This is a genomic window from Microbulbifer sp. THAF38 (genome assembly GCF_009363535.1).
GTDB lineage: Bacteria > Pseudomonadota > Gammaproteobacteria > Pseudomonadales > Cellvibrionaceae > Microbulbifer.
In genome coordinates this window covers 1,749,784-1,767,665 of record NZ_CP045369.1, presented here as the reverse complement: position 1 = coordinate 1,767,665, position 17,882 = coordinate 1,749,784, and the positions used below count along the sequence as shown (strand labels likewise).

Sequence of the window (17,882 nt, the reverse complement as noted above, 5' to 3'; positions counted from 1 at the left end):
CGTAGCGTAGGCTGTCCAGCCCAGCCTCCGGCTGGGCGATCTTGCCTGGCCTGGTTATAGCTGGCGCGCACTGAACAACCTACTTGCTCTTTGCCAGCCAACGTTGGCTGGCCACTGCCCGATAAATTTACTGGGAAAAATACCATACTTTCCCCACCAATTAACTAACTGACTGGCACTCCACAATGCTGCAGCTAGCTTGCAGAACTTGTTGGCTTTAAACGAAGGCACTTGAACGGAACCGCTGTGCCAATTTGCAGGAAAACACTCTGGAGAAATGTGCTCAGGAAGAGATTGGTGCTTGCAGCAACTTCAAACCACCTAAAAATTGACCGCCACAATAACGTCTCAATAACCCGCAGCTGGAACGCAGCGAAGCGGAGTGTGAGCTGTCGGGCGCCGAAGGCGCGTAGTTAATTGACTTGTTAAATGTTCTTGCACCAAACGTCCAGTGCTCCCTTGGTATACAAACCGGAATCATTAGAAAATATATCATCTACGACTTGCTCCAAGCTTGTCATATTGATCTTACAGCCAAAAGGCAGTTTATTATGTGATTCACTAACTGCTGAAATACGTATTTGGCCGGCCTGGTTATCTAGCCAGGAATAAAAAACCATGGCTGAACCGCTGCATTTTCGTTTGTAGAGGTCAGCACAACTGGCCAAAAACTCTTGGACAGACTCCCGCCCCCACTCACTGAGTAGGCATTGGTTAAAGCCAAAAGAAAACAGGTTTGATCCTGCCTCCTCATTAATTTCATGAGAAGAAACAATCTCAACGTCAGTTTCTAGCTCTTCGATCCATCTTTTAAGTGTGCTATGCATTTTTCGTGACATTTAACGCCGGCAGAAGGCGCGCGAGATACGAGCGTCGCCCTTACTGCCTTTGTTAAGCATTTGCTTCTGCGTAACCAGTAGACGCAGGAACAAACTGTTTGTAGTTTGATTGCCAAGGTATAAATACATTGGAAATACTTTTACCATCTTTTTCGAGACTAAGCTCTGCCAAATAATGTGATTTTGTTTTTTTAGTGACATTAATTCTCACCACCGAACTCCAGGGAATTAACACCGAGCAAACACCAACACTATAAATAACCACCCCGCTTTCTTTAACCCCAGTACATGCGGTAACTGCGGAAGCAGGTAAACGGACGTAGTCCCTGATCAAGCCACTGTCGCTTTCTACGCGCAACTCCTCGCCAAACTCTCTCGCAAGACTCTTAAGTGGAGCCCCATCAACTACAGTTCGCTTGATATATCGAGCCACTAAGACAGCTACTACCAAGGCTGCGACGCCAACTGCAATATAAACACCTTCCATATTTTGCTACATACTCATTTATGCTTAACGCCGGCAGCAGCAGCCGAGGGTACCGAGGTCCAGCCATGCAGTGGCGATGCTGCCTGCCTTTGTTAAACCTTTTGCCATGCCGCTAAACCCTTTTTTGTTAATACGGTAACCCAAGGGCTATGCTCTGGGTCGAAAGCCAGCCCAAATTTTGGGCTGACAATAAAACCATACTTTTCAAACACCCCAGCATCATCTGCTTTAAGGCGTGCAGCGAGGTACTTAAATGGTATAGATGCGCTTTCCAGCTCAACAACCTCAGATTCAATAGTTACTTCGTCTAGGGCTCCAGATGGATCGAAACGAAATACTCTAGAGCCAAAGTCGAATTCGACAAGCCCAATGCTATTTGTCGATTTTCTGTTTGGATCTCCGAGGTCACGCAATAGCTCATCCTCTCGAACTTCTAAGCTTACTTCTCCGACTTTTTTATATGGCTCAATCTTCATAGAGGTTTAACGTCCGGCACAGCGGCGAGCGAAACGCAGTGTAGCGAGTCCAGGCCCGAAGGGCCGATGCTGCTGCCGCTTGTTATACGTTTTTACCTTGAAGGAAGCCACTTTGTTTCCCCTGTTGTTTTATGAACACTCACCTTGCCACGCGAGGGCTTTCTAGTTTTCCAGTCTTTATGCTTAAACGAAACAATCCAGAAACAGCCTGACTCTATTGTGGATTCGGGATATCTCTCATACTCATCCACATACTCTTGACGAGATAAGAAACTAATTGCTGCTTTTCTCGCTCCATCATCCTGAACATTACGCTCACATGATTCTTCAGCAAGAGCCTGAAAGCTTGAGATCAAGAGCGCCAGAGATAATAGAAATGCTTTCATAGCTCCTAACGTATAACGCCCACGGCAGGGGCGGCTTACCTTATGCGCGTTTTGCGCGAAAATGGGAGCATAGCGACCCGCGCAAAGCGTGCATGAGGTAAGCCGTCCCGCGGAGGCCCGAAGGGCCGGAGCAAACTGCCCGTGATTGTTATGAGTACTTCGCACACAACTATACCAGATCATTAGCTGACAAGACTGTGAGAATTAACCCCACAATGAAACATCCTAAAGAAGCCCGTCCAAAAACCACTATAAAATCGTGAAAATATTTATCAAAAAATATTTCATTAACTAGCGCCAATACAAAAACCACCATCATTGCAAGAATACTTCCACCGACCAAAAGGCTGAATATCTTTCTGTTCTAGAGTAACTTGCCGCATCGGATTGCAACCCGGAGAGTCTCTTAATATAAGAAATAAGAAAGTCTTTCATACGCTACTCATAACGCCCGGCTCATCGGCGAGCGTAGCGAGTCCGGTGGAGGCCGCAGGCCGGAGCGAAATGCAGCCGCTTGTTATGAGTGAAAACTCTCAAGATACACTACTATGTTTTTTACTGATTTATAAGCTTTTGCACATTCAATGGCACTTGATGAATCACCAAATTTAAGGAATATATCCGCACCGCTGTTTAGTAAGAGTTCGACGAATTCTAGCTCCTCATCTCCTGGACCACCTCCAGACTGAATACAGCTATCTATAGCACTATCGACAGCTACAGATAATATTGACCCGCCATCAGGGTGTGGGCAATTAATATCCGCTCCCATCTCAATTGCAGACCTCATAGCTGCAAGATCTAAATTTTCAAACGCTTCGATTAAATCGCGATCTCTATTCATAAGCTACTCATAACGTTGCCAGCAAGGGCAGCCGAAGCGGAGCGTAGGCTGTCCAGCCCAGCCGCCGGCTGGGCGTTCTTGCCTGGCCTGGTTATAGCTGGCGCGTACTGAACAGCCTACATGCCCTCTGCCAGCCAACTTTGGCTGGCCACTGCCCGATAAATTTACAGAGAAAATACCATACTTTCCCCACCAATTAACTATCCGACTGGCACTCAACGATGGCGCAACTGGCTTACTGACTTAAAACGAAGGCAGTTGAAAGAAACTGCGGTACCAGCGGGTAGAAAAAGCTCTCTGGAGAAGCGAGCGCAGTTAGAAATTGATACTTGCAACAACTACAAACCATCTAAAAAATGACCGCCACAATAACGCCGTGCGCAGCGGCGGCTTACTTTGTGCATTTTTTGTGCAAAGATAGGAGCGTAGCGACTGCGCAAAAAGTGCACAAAGTAAGACGTCGGTCTGCCGCACCTTGTTACATGCCCCTTACCACTGAATTTCAATCGGAGTTCCCACCTTTACCAGATCCATGAACTCATCCATTTCACTGTTTGTTAAGGCTATACAACCGTTAGTCCAATTAAAACGCTGAGTTATTGGTGAAAACCAACCCAGCCAATTTCTTTGACCATGAACCATTATGAAACCACCAGGGGAAACACCCAGTTCTTCAGCGACATCCTTATCCTTCTGATTAGGATATGAGACATGCATAGCTCTATAAAATGATGAATCTTCCTTTTTGTAGTCTAGGATGTAGCGACCTTCAGGTGTCTTTTCATCGCCCTCTTGCTGCTTGTGGCCTTTTGGATTCTTACCAAAAGCAACATGATATTCACGAACCACCTTTTCTCCATCCAGCAGATAGAGCTTGTTCTCGGATTTATCTACCTTGACCAAATCTACTTCTGCAATGGCATTGCAGGTCAAAAACATAAAGATGAGTAGGATATTTCTCATATGCATGTAACGTTGCCAGCAAGGGCAGCCGAAGCGGAGCGTAGGCTGTCCAGCCCAGCCTCCGGCTGGGCGATCTTGCCTGGCCTAGTTATAGCTGGCGCGCACTGAACGACCTACTTGCTCTCTGCCAGCCAACTTTGGCTGGCCACTGCCCGATAAATTTACAGGGGAAAATACCATACTTTCCCCACCGGATATCTATCTGATTGGCACTCAACGATGTCCTAGCAGGCTTGTAGGGCTTACTGACTGAAAACGAAGGCACTGGAACGGAACTGCGGTACCAGCTTGCAGGAAAACTCTCAGGAAAAGTGTGCTCAGATAGAGATTGATGCTTGCAGCAGCTACAAAACATCTAAAATTGACCGCCACAATAACGAAAATAGATATGCGGAACCGTTAAGAAAGTTGGCAGTGCCTTTGCGCAAGCAAAGGGAATGACAACTTTTAGGTTTCCGCATAATCGGGTTGTTATTTGTTGCTCGTGGCACTGTGTACAAATTCACTACAAATATCTTTCTTTTATTGTCTACCACGATTCGGAGAGAGAAACTAGCAGCACTAGGTTCGAAGCTTACATGAAGGTCGAACCGTTGGCTATGGGCTTTCCCGCCAATACTGTTTTTTTATACAGCAAACTAATAATCACCTGCTATCCTTTATTGACCCCCCGCAAAACTGGAGCGAGCGACCAATAACGTTGCCAGCAAGGGCAGCCGAAGCGGAGCGTAGGCTGTCCAGCCCAGCCGCCGGCTGGGCGATCTTGCCTGGCCTGGTTATGAGATTTACTCCGCGACATGCGATCTAACCGCCATCTCAACTGTAGTAATGGTCTTTGGGTGAGACTGAATCACAGAAAACCTTTCATCGCTCAAACTATATTGTTTAGATGGCATCTGCTTGTAGAAGGGAGGCGCCTTTGGATTGAGCATTATATAGAAAGCACCCACGCCAGATTCATTTGGAACCTGTGCGATAGCATAATTATATTTTTCTATAATTGAGAACTTCAAATTATTGACATCTCTATTTTGGTATTCAAGGTTCTGAAGAATCGACCATTCATACTTGTCAGTACCAGACTCCATTCCGTCTCCAGGATTTCCTCGACCACAAGACACAACAAGAAAAACCAAAAGAATAAAAGCTTGCTTCATCACGAATCTCATAACGTTGCCAGCAAGGGCAGCCGAAGCGGAGCGTAGGCTGTCCAGCCCAGCCTCCGGCTGGACGATCTTGCCTGGCCTGGTTATAGCTGGCGCGCTCTGTACGACCTACTTGCTCTCTGCCAGCCACCTTTGGCTGGCCACTGCCCGATAAATTTACAGGGAAAAGTACCATACTTTCCCCACCAATTAACTATCTGACTGGCACTCTACAATGCGGCAGCTAATTTGCAGAACTTGTTGACTTAAAACGAAGGCACTTGAAAGAAACTGCGGTACCAGTTAGCAGGAGAACTCTCTGGTGAAGTGTGTTCAGGTAGAGATTGTTACTTACAGCAACTACAAACTATCTAAAAATTGACCGCCACAATAACGCCCCAATCAGCTGAAGCCAGCATGGAGCTTACTTTGTGTTAATCTGTGAGCGCAGCGAGCAACACAAAGCAAGCGGAGTGTTGGCTGTCAGCTGCATTGGTTTGTTAGGCCCGTTACTACTCAAAGTTTTTTCCAATTACGAAAGCAATGGCGCCCATAAGTAAGAAAAAGCCTATAAATACTCCTCTGATTGTTTTTTGCTCACTCAACGACTCTTTGATGAGATCCTCGCCAGCTTTATTGGCTTTCTTGATAAGAGAAATATCATCAGGGTGAAGATAGGTATTATTATTGGAGATGTAAGTTTCGAACTCATCACCTCTGACACGGGCACCTAAACTATCCGCAAGGTCGAGCATTTGAGTTATGGCCCATTGAGATGGATTTTTTGCCCAAAGCTCACCATTTGAGTACCACAAAACGCAGATCTCGTTATCTTTTCCTATCTTCTCAAAACATTTATGTTTCGTATCGAATTTCCATTCAGAGGAAATAGCCCTATGAATCTCGCTAATTTCAATATTTCTCTGAACTTTATCCTCAGTTCTCAATATTGATACGTGATAACCCACTGAATCTCCTTCCAGTGCCTAACGCCCCGCACAAGGGCAGACAAATAAGCGTAGCGTTTTGGCTGTCCCAGCGACCAAAGGGAGCGATTGCTGCGGCTTGTTAACTGTATGTACCGAAACCATAACGGTATACCTCTGGAAACAGAAAACCCACAAACAGTAAAACAAATACAACAAGTACCCCAATGGCCATTGCCTTAATTGGATGAGCTTCTTTTCCTTCTGGGTTGTCGGTAGCTCCTGGCATATTTTCAGGCATATGTACCATTTCGCCAAAAACTCCTAGAGCTGCAACTATAACAACACTCATATAGAAACTAATTTCAAAGAAAAATGAAATAGCAGTTGCAAGTACGACCACTAATGCGAGCCTCAATGCTATCCCTTTTCCCCTAGTCATAATTTCACCAGTACAGTTAACGCCCAGCGCAGGCGCAGCCAGCGCGGAGCGCATTTTGTGTTAATGTTTGAGCGCCAGCGAGTAACACAAAAGGTGCGTAGCGTTGGCTGTCGCTCTGCCGCTGCTTGTTATGTGATACTCGCACACGCCTAGCTAGAGCTGCCAAAAAACAGAAAACCCACAGAAAATACCAGGCCGATCCAAGACACCATTTTAATATAGATGGCTTTCTCTCCAGCTTGGCCGAACTCAAAGTAACCGACCAACGTATTCTCCAATCGACTAGCTCCACCGAAGAAGATTACCCACACGAAAAAGACAATGCCGATTAAACCGTAAATCACTACATACTCTCCGAATCACATAACGCCCACCACAGCGGCTGGCAAAAGTGGCACGTAATTGCGCCAGCAATTTAAGTGACACTTTTGACAGTCCGTTGCTGGCCCTTGTTAACTGTGAATCTGACATTACTGAGCCTTAGCTTTACAGAGCTCATAAATACGCTCTAATAATTCATGTAACTCTGTATTGGCTTGCATTTCATGCTCAGGCTTGATGTTATGGCCATTGGCAGCGCAAATATAAATATCATTTATGCTGCCCATTCCACCAAATTTACTAAGCACATTACGTGCTGAGGAAGCAGTTCTTACCTCACTCAGTTTCCAGCCCTTAACTCCGTATTTGGACAACAGCTCATTAAATGATTTGATTGCTTCGTCTAATTCCATAACTCTCAATTACAGTTAACGCCGCCGGCAGGGGCAGCTTACCTTGTGCGCCATTTGCGCGAAAATGGGAGCACAGCGACCCGCGCAAACGGTGCACAAGGTAAGCCGTCCCGTGGAGGGCCGTAGGCCTGGAGCAAACTGCCCGGCTTTGTTATGCATTTTCTTACCTTAGCCGGCTAATTAGTGGGTTGAATCCAATATAGATTAACCTTGTCGCTTCAAATATAAACAGCAGAATAAGACCAAAGGCCCAACCAAACAATGTGCCAAATAACCTCGGCGCACCATCTCGTTGGGCAAGATCTGTCATGGTTTCTTGAGTGGGTGCATAGTTAATTGAATAGCTCCAGAACAACAATGTCGAGGCTGCGAACACCACCCATCCCAAGACAAACATTACTCCAAAACGCTGGTACCACTTAAGCCTAAGTAGATATAGAAAGGCTGGCAACAATACCACAACAGGAACCACCCGAATCGTATTCTGAATTAGCTCATAAAGGCTCATGTGTGACCTGATGTATAACGTTGCCAGCAAGGGCAGCCGAAGCGAAGCGTAGGCTGTCCAGCCCAGCCTCCGGCTGGGCGATCTTGCCTGGCCTAGTTATAGCTGGCGCGTACTGAACGACCTACTTGCTCTCTGCCAGCCAACTTTGGCTGGCCACTGCCCGATAAAATTACAGGAGAAAATACCATACTTTCCCAACCGGTTAACTATCTGATTGGCACTCCATGATGGTGTAGCTGGCTTGCAGGGCTTGCTGACTTAAAACGATGGCACTGGAGCGAAACTACGGTACCAGATTGCAGGAAAACTCTCAGGAAAAGAGTGCTCAGATAGAAGTTGATGCTTGCAGCAGCTACAGAAAATCTGAAAATTGACCGCCACAATAACGCCCACAGCAGGGGCGGCTTACCTTGTGCGCCTTTTGCGCAAAAATGAGAGCGAAGCGACCCGAGCAAAATGTGCACAAGGTAAGCCGTCCCGCGGAGGCCCGAAGGGCCGTAGCATACTGCCTGTGATTGTTAAGGCTGGGCGTGCCACAGGTCCAGAAGCTCCTTTAGTGGTCGCGAGTACCATACATCACTTCTAGAGTTAGAAAATTTTAGCTCTACTAGATCATTGATGTGACTTGAAAGCTCAATTTGTATACTACAAAAATCTATTCTTTTAGAATTACTATAGAAAAATAAGATATAGCTTTGACCAATCATTAAGCCATCTATACCCGGCCCTTTCTCCACCTGAAAATTGAATTTTCCACTTTCAGGTTTGCCTTTTAGAGTATGAAAGACCTCAAATTCATAAATTTGATCATAAGTTACAGCGGGATCTTCAACTATTGAGCCACTCTTAACGCGGCCAAATATCACATCAGTAGCTGCATGCCAATGCGTGGAAACATCCGTACTATTCCCAAACTGAGGACATTCCCACGAAAAAGCAGGAAATGAAATAAACGCGATTAAAAGTAGTAGGTATTTCATTTACTTGCCTTAACGCCGCAATCAGCCGCGGCTTACTTTGTGCACTTTTTGCACGAAAATGGGAGCGCAGCGACCGTGCAAAAAGTGCACAAAGTAAGACGTCGGCCGCATTGCTTGGTTAAGCGCATCGGAATGAGCCGCTCTCCATAAGCCACTTAAATTTCCTGAGATTGAAAGATTCCGCATATGTATGTGTGGACTTTGGTGATTCTGTTAGCTCTTTAATGAGTTCAATCTCGCTCTTTTCCCATGCGACATCGCCTGAACGCAAGTAAATTCTCAGAGGAGCGAATTTACTGAGGCACTTGCTATATTGTTCAAAACCTATGCCAGGAACTTTTCTACCGCCATCACCGAAGCCATAAGCTTCAGCCAGAATATCAAATTGGCCTTTAGCAAGCTCACTTTCAGCGTCCGCTTTGGCAGAGTCCGAAACCTCATTTTTGAGCTGGGCGTAATTTTTTCCACCTTGCTGAATATTGACAACGCTAAATGCCAATATCAGAAATATCGTTACAGCTCCAAGTATTACTATAGATTTGCTCATATCTCTCTAGACGCTTAACGCCGGTAGCAAGTGCCGAGAAGCGATAGCGACGAGGTCAAGCGCGAAGCGCGACCTTGCCTACCTTTGTTAAGTGTTTTTCCTTGCATTAACGCTCCGATTAATTATTAAGCCCAAGAGTGCTAGAACCCCGACCGCAAAAGAGGAAGCATAGCCATTGAGAAAATAAAGCTCTCCCTGCTCTTTAATAACAGCCAAATACATAAACCTGTCATTTGCCATGTCATAGAACCCGGATGCCAAGAACAATGAAAACAGCAAACCCAATAATACACACCACGGCTTTTTGAATGAGGCAAACAAAAAGACCACACCAAAAACTACAGCTTGCACCCACATTCCAACAAAAGATGGAATTTTATCTGATACCTCAGCACTAACCCCCTGAGACATCAACAAGAGCGCCACTATTGAAGCTATCCTCATACTCATACACTTAACGCTCACCGCACAGGCGAGCAACTTGTTGCGAGTCCAGCGCACGAAGTGCGCGCTTGTGCCGGTGCTTGTTATGTTTCACGCCACTACGACCTCACTTCAAGATCTGATGGCAATATATACAAGCTATTTGGAGAGGGATTGTGACAGTGCAACCCCATTTCACTTAAATTTCTTTCGAACCTCACAAGAACTCGCCCACGAGAGTTTTCTAACTCTTCGATTGTTCCGTACGCTCCTATCAATCTCCAGTAGTTCTCAGCAGGATCACAGTCTTGCGGTGATAAAGAATCACCATTAAAGGATACAAGCTTTACTTTCGACCCAAGATTCATCATTTATTTCTCATTCGAAACATAACGCCGCCAGCAGGGGCAGATTACCTTGTGCGCGTTTTGCGCGAAAATGGGAGCGAAGCGACCTGCGCAAAACGTGCACAAGGTAAGCTGTCCCGCGGAGGGCCGAAGGCCCGGAGCTTCACTGCCTGGCTTTGTTAACACTTTAGCCCCTCGGCACTTACGACTGTAACATTGGCAATACGGCCGCCCCGCCACCAAGTGCCTTTTGTGCCAATTTTTATACGTTCTGCATGATATGGACGCCGCGCTTCATCAACGACCCACATATTTGCTTTGCCTCGCTTGGCAATGTTGCCAGGTGTTGTATCTATGACAACCTCGCCATTTTTATCAAGTAATTCTGGCCAAATCATATGTACTCCTTCTACTTGTGGATCATCTCCGTCGTAGAGGAAATCCGCTCGCATTCCTTGCCCCGGTTTAGCCTCTTTCAATTCCTCACACAGATCTATCTCATACTCCACAATGAAATCCGGAATTCTATTTAATCTTTCTTGGTACGGAGTATGATCGTTCATAGAGTGTTAACGTTGCCAACAGGGGCAGCCGGAGCGTTTGCGTGCGAAGCGCGCTGCGTAGGCTGTCCAGCCTAGCCCCACAGGGGCTGGGCGAGCCTGCTTGGCCTGGTTATAGCTGGCGCGCACTGAACAACCTACTTGCTCTCTGCCAGCCAACTTTGGCTGGCCACTGCCCAATATTTACGAGGAAAGAATACCGCACTTTCCCCAACCAATTCCTATCTTACTGGCACTCCACGAAATTGCTGCGGACTGCCTCTTTTTACAGCACCTGAGCGAACGCTCTAGGAGCGAAACTGCTTGAATAGCAATCAATAAAAACTGCTCAATACTGGGTGCTATTTAGTGGCACTAAACCTTCAGTTACTACGAAAAATCAATAAAATCGACCGCCACAATAACGCTTTTAGCACTTGCGCCGTAGGCGTCAGGTGCCTAAACATGTTAAAGGGATGTAGCACACCACTGTTCAATTGCCTCCTGAGCATTAATTTCTGGCTCATTTACTTTTTCACCAGAGCTTGTTATGCATTCGTTGCTACCACAGGTATAACCAACCGCACGATCTACCTCACCATACTCTTGAACAAGGCCTATTGCAGAGTTGTTTTGCAGGTAAAACCGATTTTTGTATGTGCCAGTTGGAACTAGAAGAGGTACTGGTACGATCCCTACAAATGCTCCACCGCCCGCCCAAGAGGTTCCACCTTTATAAATTAAAATTTTACACTCTTTGAACGTATCTACGGAGTCTGGCCGCCCCCAATATTCGATTATTTCCTCTTCCTTATACGGTTCATTTTTTTTCTCAAAGACAAACTGATTTCGCTCTTTGCCTAGACGAAAATCGGCTCTAGCCCACTCCTTTTTTCCAAAAGTGCCAACAGCTAAACCAACACAACTAGATAGTAGTAAAACTGTAAAAACCACGAATACTGCTCGATACATAATTAGCCCTTTAACGCCGCTAGCAGGGGCAGCCGGAGCGCAGCGTAGGCTGTCCAGCCCAAGGCCCCGCAGGGCCTTGGGCGATCCTGCCTAGCCTGGTTATGGCTGGCGCACTCGGAACCTACCACTAGCACTTTGCCAGCCACGGCTTGGCTGGCCACTGCCTAAATTTACTAGGAAAGAATGCCGCGCTTTCCCCAACTCTTTATTCTCTTACTGGCACTCCACAAGATTACTCGGGAGCACCCTCTTCTACTTAACCAGAACGAACACTCTAGGAACGAACTTGATTGAATAGCAACCGGCCAAATTGGCTCAATGTTGGAAGCTATTTTGCGACACTGAATTTTCAGCAACCTCGAAAATCTAAAAATACCGACCGGCACCATAACGCCGTAATCAGACACGGCTTACTTTGTACACTTTTTGTACGAAAATGGAAGAGCAGTGACCGTGCAAAAAGTGTACAAAGTAAGACGTCGGCTGCATTGCTTTGTTAACTGTGAACGAAGCGCTCAAGTAGGTGCCTTTTATTAGAACAGGATATTTCACCAAAGTAGACACCTATTGGATAAAAGCCGAGTAAGTATGGTTTTACTCGACATTTTTGAAGACCTGGTGAAAGTTCAGAAAACTCCATTTTCAAGCTCATGTATTTTCCATGAATTATTAGGCAACTTTCTGAACACTCTTCGACTTGAATACGGCTGAGTGGATTGTTGAAGCTCCATGAGATCGGTGATCCGAAGATCGCATTAACCTTGTAATACTCCTCTCCATTCTCTTCATAGAACTTGGATTCTAGAGCCCCTAAATGTATCTCTTTCTTGATCATGTACAGTTAACGTCCGGCACAGCGGCGAGCGAAACGCAGTGTAGCGAGTCCAGGCCCGAAGGGCCGATGCTGCTGCCGCTTGTTATACGTTTTTACCTTGAAGGAAGCCACTTTGTTTCCCCTGTTGTTTTATGAACACTCACCTTGCCACGCGAGGGCTTTCTAGTTTTCCAGTCTTTATGCTTAAACGAAACAATCCAGAAACAGCCTGACTCTATTGTGGATTCGGGATATCTCTCATACTCATCCACATACTCTTGACGAGATAAGAAACTAATTGCTGCTTTTCTCGCTCCATCATCCTGAACATTACGCTCACATGATTCTTCAGCAAGAGCCTGAAAGCTTGAGATCAAGAGCGCCAGAGATAATAGAAATGCTTTCATAGCTCCTAACGTATAACGTTGCCAACAGGGGCAACCGGAGCGTTTGCGTGCGAAGCGCGCTGCGTAGGCTGTCCAGCCTAGCCCCACAGGGGCTGGGCGAGCCTGCTTGGCCTGGTTATGTGGCTGGGGGTATATCAGAATGCTCGCCATTTTTAATTACCGCACGCATGAAATCAACTAGGTGCATTAATACCAAAGCTATTAAAACGCCTATGGATTCAGCACCAAGAGGTATTATCTCATCTTTCCCAAGTAAGAAGCGAATCAACCCTACAAGAACTATCGAGACACACAGTGTAAAAATAAGCTTCAGTAAGTGTCTGATAAAAATTTTACCGCAACCACCTGCTTTAAATCCATCAATGACATCAATCATATTTCCTACTCATTGACACATAACGCTGAGCCTGTGTTTTATACACATCATTTAACCCCACTTAAAGCCTCCGCTGCCTCCATATAATGAAGCAGTTTAGTGTATCCCTGCCAAACAGTTTTAACCCCTGGCTCACCATCCCCTTTACGCCCCAGAAAACCTCCTAGACCTGCCAACATGCGAGTTATCGCCCTCATACTTGGAGGTTCGTTGGGTGGGGTAGTTTTATCTCGCATCATCCATATCATGCGCCATTCTTTTTCAGAGTAAACGCTAGCACATGGTGTATCTGGAAGTCTTCGTGCTCGTGTAGTCATCGAATGTAGGCGCCACCCAATAATCATATAGATCGCAATACAGTTCAACATTCGCTGCTCTGTTCTGAAGCGATTGCTTTCTATCTCACATCCGCCTTTCACCACTCGAAAATAGGTTTCAATTTCCCACCGGCTTCGATACCACTCAATGATAATCCTCGCTTGCTTGAAGTCTTCAACTGGAAGATCTGTCAGCAGCATCCACTCAATGCCTTTCGTTCCTTCTGGTGGATTGAATTCCTTAGCAAATACAACATAGAGAGAAAGAGCTCGTTTCGATTTTCCTTTTCCCAGTAATCCTACATCCGCAGTGGATATACTGACCTTGGCTTCCCTTTCCTGCTCTCCATTCCGCTTTGGGATATTTACTGTGTATTTCCCGACAGGTTTCTGTTTGGTCATGTAGTCCCAAAGTAGAGTCGTATCTTCTCCAGCGATCTCTAAGCTACGATTGGCCTTGGCTCGAACAATATAGCTCGCACGACGCTGTTCATTTTGGTCTTCAGCTAACTGAAACCACTCATGAATATCTCCCTCTCTATCTGCAATGCTCACAATCGTGGTTTCAGGGCAGCGCTCCTGTATTTGGCAAGCTGATTCGTAATGGTCTAGCCACCGTCGACTTTCTTTATCTTGTATCGACTTGGTATAGCGAGAATTAGCACTTGATTCCTTATCTCGCTGCCACATACTACCCTCAACAATGCCCAGATTATCTCTGGACGGTGTTATAGCGATAGACGTGTGTAGGAGCTGCTGATTAGTCTCTTTACGCCGGAGTGTTCCCATCTCTTTGCTTTCTAAATCGGTAGCAAAATTTAGGAAAGTGGTATCCTGAGGGATAAGAACAACCGGTTGAGCCTTGATTCTTTCGACAGTGGCTGATTTATGGCCACTCATAATAGAGTCAAAGTTGACTTTATCATTTTCGATAAATCGATAAGCTGCAAAGGTTTCTGCCCAAGACTTGTTTGCACAGGGAATACTATTCTTTGGGTCGGAACTTAAATTACTGAGAATATTGGACAAGCGCTTATTCAATCGTGTATCACCCATAACCTGATTTTTCACTTCGTCCCTGACCCAGTCCTGCATAATTATCCAGCCAAATCTGTAGCTCTTATTACGCGCAAACTGTAACTCATTGATTTTTAAAATAAAACTGGAAATATTTGTGTATAAAACTTAGCGCTGAGCTAACCGGCAGCCAGTGCGAAGCACGCTTTTGGCTGTCCGACGGAGGCCGCTTGCGGCCGGAGTGTAGTTGAGCGTTTTGTTATGTGTGGTGAGTATGATCAACCTGAACCAACTAACTTAGCTATTAAGATTGCTAACCCCACCAAAGAAACCAGCCCCACCATGGATACAGTAAAGTTGGTGAAATTTGAAGCTTGTTCGTGATCAGTAATGGCCTTTTGAGGTAGCTTGCCAAAACTGATGGCGCGACATATAGGCCACCCCACATACCAAGCTATAACTTCAAAGCAAAGCTCCCAGATTAGCCACATTAAAGAGCGAACCACTACACTAACTAAGCGTAGTAACCCCTTCAGTGCCCCCTCGGCTATTTCTTCCAATGAATTTTCTCCTTAGGACACATAACGCCCACAGCAGGGGCGGCTTACCTTATGCGCGTTTTGCGCGAAAATGGGAGCGAAGCGACCGCGCAAAACGTGCATAAGGTAAGCCGTCCCGCGGAGGCCCGAAGGGCCGTAGCTTTACTGCCTGTGATTGTTAGGTTCATTCATCGCCGCCGCACCTTACGAGCTCGGGATCTAGATTGGTGTAGATACAAATCACAAAGAACTCTTCTTGGCTCTCTGATCTTTCATCAATACCAGCATTGTATTTTTTAATTTTATTGGAGGCTTGCACCATCAAATGCTCTGGCAACTGAAAGTCGATTTGCTGCTTGCTTGCCGTATCTTGGACCTGAGCTAAGCGAACTTCTTTAACATTGCCTTCTGAATCTTTCTTAACCCCAAAAATTAGACCTAACAAGTATAAGCCCTGTGACTCTTGACTTTTCGGAGTGGCCTGTACGTTTGCACAAGCCAAGATAGCAATCAATGACGCGATGATTTTTATTCTTTTCATGTTTTACTCGTTTTGAACCTAACGTTCGCATTTGCGGCGGGTGAAGCGTAGCGTAAGCCGTCCGGCCGCGATAGCGGCGAACAACATGCGCTTGGTACGCCCAGCATGGGCGTGAACTAATGGGGTGAAAGTCCCCTGTAGGAGGATCACCATTTAATGGTTTCCATTAAATGCTAACTACTAGCGAATGGCAACTGCAATACCGCGAGGTCTTGTGGGGAGGAAGCCGCTAGCAAAACTACGAGCTGACGGACAGAAACATCATATAAGGCTTAGCCTGGAGGCGAGGTAGCCAAGGATACCAAAGCCATGTGGTCTAACGGGTAGAGTAAATGATGCAGTTGTGTAGTGAAAGTTCACGTTCTTATCTGGGGAGATCTGTTCAACCTGCTGCTGTAAAGCTGTCAGCGTGGCCGCTGACTCATAAGTAGGCCCAGCCCGTTAGCCACCATCGCGGGGGTAAACAAAATTGGTGGAACACAGCGGCGCCTCGGCCAGTAATGGCCAAGGTGATTGAACAGAAGTCAGCCGACGGCATAGTAGCCTAATACCAAGATTAATACCTTGGATACGGTGAAGGCCTGAACCCAAAATCCACGAGTTAAAAGACAGGGCTAGCCTGCCGATATGTTGCCAGCCGGATATAAAATTGACGTAGCGCACTGCCATGACACTCAACTCAAATGAAAATCTGCTTGAAACCATCCTCAGCAAAGAAAATCTTAATGCTGCATGGAAACACGTGCGAAGCAACAAAGGTGCCGCAGGCATTGACGAGATTACTGTCGATAATTTTATGCAGCACTTCAAGGCAGTTGGCGACGACCTCATCGAGACTATTCGACAGGGTCATTACCAGCCGCTTCCCGTCAGGCGCGTCTACATTCGCAAGCCAGATGGCGGCCAGCGTGGTCTCGGGATACCTACGATCTTTGATCGTGTTATACAGCAGGCTATCGCCCAAATCATCGGTCCCAGTTTCGATAAAACCTTTTCGGAGTTCAGCTATGGGTTCCGCCCAAAGCGATCACAGCATCATGCGGTGAAAAAGCTACAGAAGTATATCGAAGGCGGGAAGCGGATAGCCGTAGATGTCGATTTATCTAAGTTCTTCGACCGGGTCAACCATGACTTCCTCATGAGTTTACTTGGCCAAAGAATCAGCGATAAGCGTTTACTCAAGTTGATCGCAAGTTACTTGCGTGTAGGAAGTGTAGAAGATGGATGCTGGAAAGCCTGTCATGAGGGGGTGCCACAAGGGGGCCCTTTATCGCCGCTGCTCTCCAATATTGTACTCGACCTGCTCGACAAAGAGCTGGAAAAACGCCAGCACGATTTTGTCCGCTATGCGGATGATTTTGTGATTGTCGTTTCCTCTAAACGTGCCGGCGAACGGCTTATGGCGAGCATTAAACGCTTTGTTGAGCGCAAGCTTAAACTCAAAGTTAACGATGCTAAAAGCCAAGTAGCCCCCGTTAGTCGTTGTAAGTTTCTGGGTTTTTCTTTTCGTGGAGCAAAGCTTGTCTGGCATGATAAGTCACTGCGCCAATTTAAATACCACGTCCGTCAGATTACAGGACGGTCCCGTGGCATTTCGATGGAAAAGAAACTGAAGGAACTTACCGTATACCTCCGTGGCTGGATCAACTATTTTGGAATAGCGCAAGGCTATCAAAAATGTATTGATCTAGACTGCTGGATACGGCGGCGATTAAGAATGAGCTATTGGAAGAATTGGCGCAGAGTGAGAACGAAAGTTCGAAATTTACTGCGTATGGGTGTGAGTGAATCGCTGGCAGTTACCTGCGGCTCGACCGGTAAAAGTTACTGGCGAAGCGCAAAAACTGAGGGTATTCATATTGCGCTCAATAATGAGTTCTTCGAAGAGATGGGGTTGATTTCATTGCGAGATCGTTGGGTAGAGATTCATTACGGATAGGGAACCGCCCATTGCGGACCCGCACGATGGGTGGTGTGGGGGCCGGTAGCTAGAAACTACCGGCTACCCGATTTAAGTGATCTAACAACCACCATCACCACCCCCTCCATCTCCACCACTGAAACCACCAGAATCACCACTGCCAAAATAACCAGCGGTGCCAGCCCCCTGGGTTACCCCAAACTTCACAATAAACCACAGCACGCTGGAAATTAAAAACCCAGAAAAAACCAATGGAGCAAAAATGGAATTAAGCGAGTTTTCGGAAGTAAGATCAACCATGTACCAAGAACCAGCCAACCCGATAAGATTAACCATGAATGATTTCATTTACTCTCCTTGTATCACTTAACGCCGTGCTCATCGGCGGCTTA

General features: G+C 46.3%; 23 protein-coding genes. 1 reads left to right on the top strand and 22 read right to left on the bottom strand.

Going from position 1 to position 17,882, the window contains the following annotated elements; translation table 11 throughout:
* Positions 1-425: 425 nt before the first annotated feature.
* From FIU95_RS07580 to FIU95_RS21610, 21 genes are all read right to left on the bottom strand, one after another.
* Positions 426-839, bottom strand: coding sequence for a hypothetical protein (locus tag FIU95_RS07580; protein ID WP_152452963.1), 414 nt, complete (start codon positions 837-839; stop codon positions 426-428).
* Between the two features lie 52 nt (positions 840-891).
* The gene (locus tag FIU95_RS07575; protein ID WP_152452961.1) at positions 892-1,326 is read right to left on the bottom strand and encodes a hypothetical protein; all 435 of its coding nucleotides are present in this window, start codon (positions 1,324-1,326) and stop codon (positions 892-894) included.
* A 92-nt stretch (positions 1,327-1,418) separates the two neighbouring features.
* Positions 1,419-1,802: a hypothetical protein gene (locus tag FIU95_RS07570; protein WP_152452959.1), complete on the bottom strand. Its 384-nt coding sequence runs from the start codon at positions 1,800-1,802 to the stop codon at positions 1,419-1,421.
* Between the two features lie 92 nt (positions 1,803-1,894).
* Positions 1,895-2,188: a hypothetical protein gene (locus FIU95_RS07565; protein ID WP_152452938.1), complete on the bottom strand. Its 294-nt coding sequence runs from the start codon at positions 2,186-2,188 to the stop codon at positions 1,895-1,897.
* A gap of 517 nt (positions 2,189-2,705) precedes the next feature.
* Positions 2,706-3,032 carry a hypothetical protein gene (locus FIU95_RS07560; RefSeq protein ID WP_152452957.1) on the bottom strand — a complete coding sequence of 109 codons (327 nt, stop codon included), beginning with the start codon at positions 3,030-3,032 and terminating at the stop codon, positions 2,706-2,708.
* Between the two features lie 489 nt (positions 3,033-3,521).
* A complete protein-coding gene (locus tag FIU95_RS07555) occupies positions 3,522-4,001 on the bottom strand; it encodes a murein L,D-transpeptidase family protein (RefSeq protein ID WP_253868922.1) in 480 nt (159 codons plus the stop codon).
* Between the two features lie 779 nt (positions 4,002-4,780).
* Positions 4,781-5,152, bottom strand: a complete 372-nt coding sequence (locus tag FIU95_RS07550; protein ID WP_152452955.1) for a hypothetical protein — start codon at positions 5,150-5,152, stop codon at positions 4,781-4,783.
* A gap of 500 nt (positions 5,153-5,652) precedes the next feature.
* Positions 5,653-6,108, bottom strand: a complete 456-nt coding sequence (locus tag FIU95_RS07545; protein ID WP_152452953.1) for a hypothetical protein — start codon at positions 6,106-6,108, stop codon at positions 5,653-5,655.
* 100 nt (positions 6,109-6,208) lie between these two features.
* Complete coding sequence (locus FIU95_RS07540; protein ID WP_152452951.1) at positions 6,209-6,562, bottom strand: hypothetical protein; 354 nt, start codon at positions 6,560-6,562, stop codon at positions 6,209-6,211.
* 416 nt (positions 6,563-6,978) lie between these two features.
* The gene (locus FIU95_RS07535; protein WP_152452949.1) at positions 6,979-7,242 is read right to left on the bottom strand and encodes a hypothetical protein; all 264 of its coding nucleotides are present in this window, start codon (positions 7,240-7,242) and stop codon (positions 6,979-6,981) included.
* Positions 7,243-8,268: 1,026 nt separating this feature from the next.
* Positions 8,269-8,730, bottom strand: coding sequence for a hypothetical protein (locus FIU95_RS07530; RefSeq protein ID WP_152452947.1), 462 nt, complete (start codon positions 8,728-8,730; stop codon positions 8,269-8,271).
* Between the two features lie 118 nt (positions 8,731-8,848).
* On the bottom strand, positions 8,849-9,277 hold the full coding sequence (locus FIU95_RS07525; RefSeq protein WP_152452945.1) for a hypothetical protein: 429 nt from the start codon (positions 9,275-9,277) through the stop codon (positions 8,849-8,851).
* Between the two features lie 87 nt (positions 9,278-9,364).
* A complete protein-coding gene (locus FIU95_RS07520) occupies positions 9,365-9,703 on the bottom strand; it encodes a hypothetical protein (RefSeq protein WP_152452943.1) in 339 nt (112 codons plus the stop codon).
* Positions 9,704-10,226: 523 nt separating this feature from the next.
* The gene (locus FIU95_RS07515; RefSeq protein ID WP_152452942.1) at positions 10,227-10,610 is read right to left on the bottom strand and encodes a hypothetical protein; all 384 of its coding nucleotides are present in this window, start codon (positions 10,608-10,610) and stop codon (positions 10,227-10,229) included.
* A 444-nt stretch (positions 10,611-11,054) separates the two neighbouring features.
* Positions 11,055-11,558 carry a hypothetical protein gene (locus FIU95_RS07510; RefSeq protein ID WP_152452940.1) on the bottom strand — a complete coding sequence of 168 codons (504 nt, stop codon included), beginning with the start codon at positions 11,556-11,558 and terminating at the stop codon, positions 11,055-11,057.
* Between the two features lie 927 nt (positions 11,559-12,485).
* A complete protein-coding gene (locus FIU95_RS07505) occupies positions 12,486-12,779 on the bottom strand; it encodes a hypothetical protein (protein ID WP_152452938.1) in 294 nt (97 codons plus the stop codon).
* A 115-nt stretch (positions 12,780-12,894) separates the two neighbouring features.
* Positions 12,895-13,155, bottom strand: coding sequence for a hypothetical protein (locus FIU95_RS07500; protein WP_152452936.1), 261 nt, complete (start codon positions 13,153-13,155; stop codon positions 12,895-12,897).
* 47 nt (positions 13,156-13,202) lie between these two features.
* Positions 13,203-14,567 carry an IS4 family transposase gene (locus tag FIU95_RS07495; RefSeq protein ID WP_152452934.1) on the bottom strand — a complete coding sequence of 455 codons (1,365 nt, stop codon included), beginning with the start codon at positions 14,565-14,567 and terminating at the stop codon, positions 13,203-13,205.
* 200 nt (positions 14,568-14,767) lie between these two features.
* On the bottom strand, positions 14,768-15,049 hold the full coding sequence (locus FIU95_RS07490; protein WP_152452922.1) for a hypothetical protein: 282 nt from the start codon (positions 15,047-15,049) through the stop codon (positions 14,768-14,770).
* A gap of 163 nt (positions 15,050-15,212) precedes the next feature.
* Complete coding sequence (locus tag FIU95_RS07485) at positions 15,213-15,569, bottom strand: hypothetical protein (protein WP_152452932.1); 357 nt, start codon at positions 15,567-15,569, stop codon at positions 15,213-15,215.
* A gap of 18 nt (positions 15,570-15,587) precedes the next feature.
* Complete coding sequence (locus FIU95_RS21610) at positions 15,588-15,722, bottom strand: hypothetical protein (protein WP_256366410.1); 135 nt, start codon at positions 15,720-15,722, stop codon at positions 15,588-15,590.
* A 514-nt stretch (positions 15,723-16,236) separates the two neighbouring features.
* Here FIU95_RS21610 and ltrA point away from each other — a divergent pair.
* Positions 16,237-17,508, top strand: coding sequence for a group II intron reverse transcriptase/maturase (gene ltrA / locus FIU95_RS07480; RefSeq protein WP_152452240.1), 1,272 nt, complete (start codon positions 16,237-16,239; stop codon positions 17,506-17,508).
* Between the two features lie 81 nt (positions 17,509-17,589).
* On the opposite strand, the gene FIU95_RS07475 is transcribed toward ltrA, so the two are convergent.
* The gene (locus FIU95_RS07475; protein ID WP_152452930.1) at positions 17,590-17,838 is read right to left on the bottom strand and encodes a hypothetical protein; all 249 of its coding nucleotides are present in this window, start codon (positions 17,836-17,838) and stop codon (positions 17,590-17,592) included.
* Between the last annotated feature and the right edge of the window lie 44 nt (positions 17,839-17,882).

Coding starts and splice junctions, on each gene's coding strand:
- FIU95_RS07580 (WP_152452963.1), bottom strand. CDS start 839: ATGTCACGAAAAATGCATAGCACACTTAAAAGATGGATCGAAGAGCTA.
- FIU95_RS07575 (WP_152452961.1), bottom strand. CDS start 1,326: ATGGAAGGTGTTTATATTGCAGTTGGCGTCGCAGCCTTGGTAGTAGCT.
- FIU95_RS07570 (WP_152452959.1), bottom strand. CDS start 1,802: ATGAAGATTGAGCCATATAAAAAAGTCGGAGAAGTAAGCTTAGAAGTT.
- FIU95_RS07565 (WP_152452938.1), bottom strand. CDS start 2,188: ATGAAAGCATTTCTATTATCTCTGGCGCTCTTGATCTCAAGCTTTCAG.
- FIU95_RS07560 (WP_152452957.1), bottom strand. CDS start 3,032: ATGAATAGAGATCGCGATTTAATCGAAGCGTTTGAAAATTTAGATCTT.
- FIU95_RS07555 (WP_253868922.1), bottom strand. CDS start 4,001: ATGCATATGAGAAATATCCTACTCATCTTTATGTTTTTGACCTGCAAT.
- FIU95_RS07550 (WP_152452955.1), bottom strand. CDS start 5,152: ATGAAGCAAGCTTTTATTCTTTTGGTTTTTCTTGTTGTGTCTTGTGGT.
- FIU95_RS07540 (WP_152452951.1), bottom strand. CDS start 6,562: ATGCGCTCCGCGCTGGCTGCGCCTGCGCTGGGCGTTAACTGTACTGGT.
- FIU95_RS07535 (WP_152452949.1), bottom strand. CDS start 7,242: ATGGAATTAGACGAAGCAATCAAATCATTTAATGAGCTGTTGTCCAAA.
- FIU95_RS07530 (WP_152452947.1), bottom strand. CDS start 8,730: ATGAAATACCTACTACTTTTAATCGCGTTTATTTCATTTCCTGCTTTT.
- FIU95_RS07525 (WP_152452945.1), bottom strand. CDS start 9,277: ATGAGCAAATCTATAGTAATACTTGGAGCTGTAACGATATTTCTGATA.
- FIU95_RS07515 (WP_152452942.1), bottom strand. CDS start 10,610: ATGAACGATCATACTCCGTACCAAGAAAGATTAAATAGAATTCCGGAT.
- FIU95_RS07510 (WP_152452940.1), bottom strand. CDS start 11,558: ATGTATCGAGCAGTATTCGTGGTTTTTACAGTTTTACTACTATCTAGT.
- FIU95_RS07505 (WP_152452938.1), bottom strand. CDS start 12,779: ATGAAAGCATTTCTATTATCTCTGGCGCTCTTGATCTCAAGCTTTCAG.
- FIU95_RS07500 (WP_152452936.1), bottom strand. CDS start 13,155: ATGATTGATGTCATTGATGGATTTAAAGCAGGTGGTTGCGGTAAAATT.
- FIU95_RS07495 (WP_152452934.1), bottom strand. CDS start 14,567: ATGCAGGACTGGGTCAGGGACGAAGTGAAAAATCAGGTTATGGGTGAT.
- FIU95_RS07485 (WP_152452932.1), bottom strand. CDS start 15,569: ATGAAAAGAATAAAAATCATCGCGTCATTGATTGCTATCTTGGCTTGT.
- FIU95_RS21610 (WP_256366410.1), bottom strand. CDS start 15,722: ATGGTGATCCTCCTACAGGGGACTTTCACCCCATTAGTTCACGCCCAT.
- ltrA (WP_152452240.1), top strand. CDS start 16,237: ATGACACTCAACTCAAATGAAAATCTGCTTGAAACCATCCTCAGCAAA.
- FIU95_RS07475 (WP_152452930.1), bottom strand. CDS start 17,838: ATGAAATCATTCATGGTTAATCTTATCGGGTTGGCTGGTTCTTGGTAC.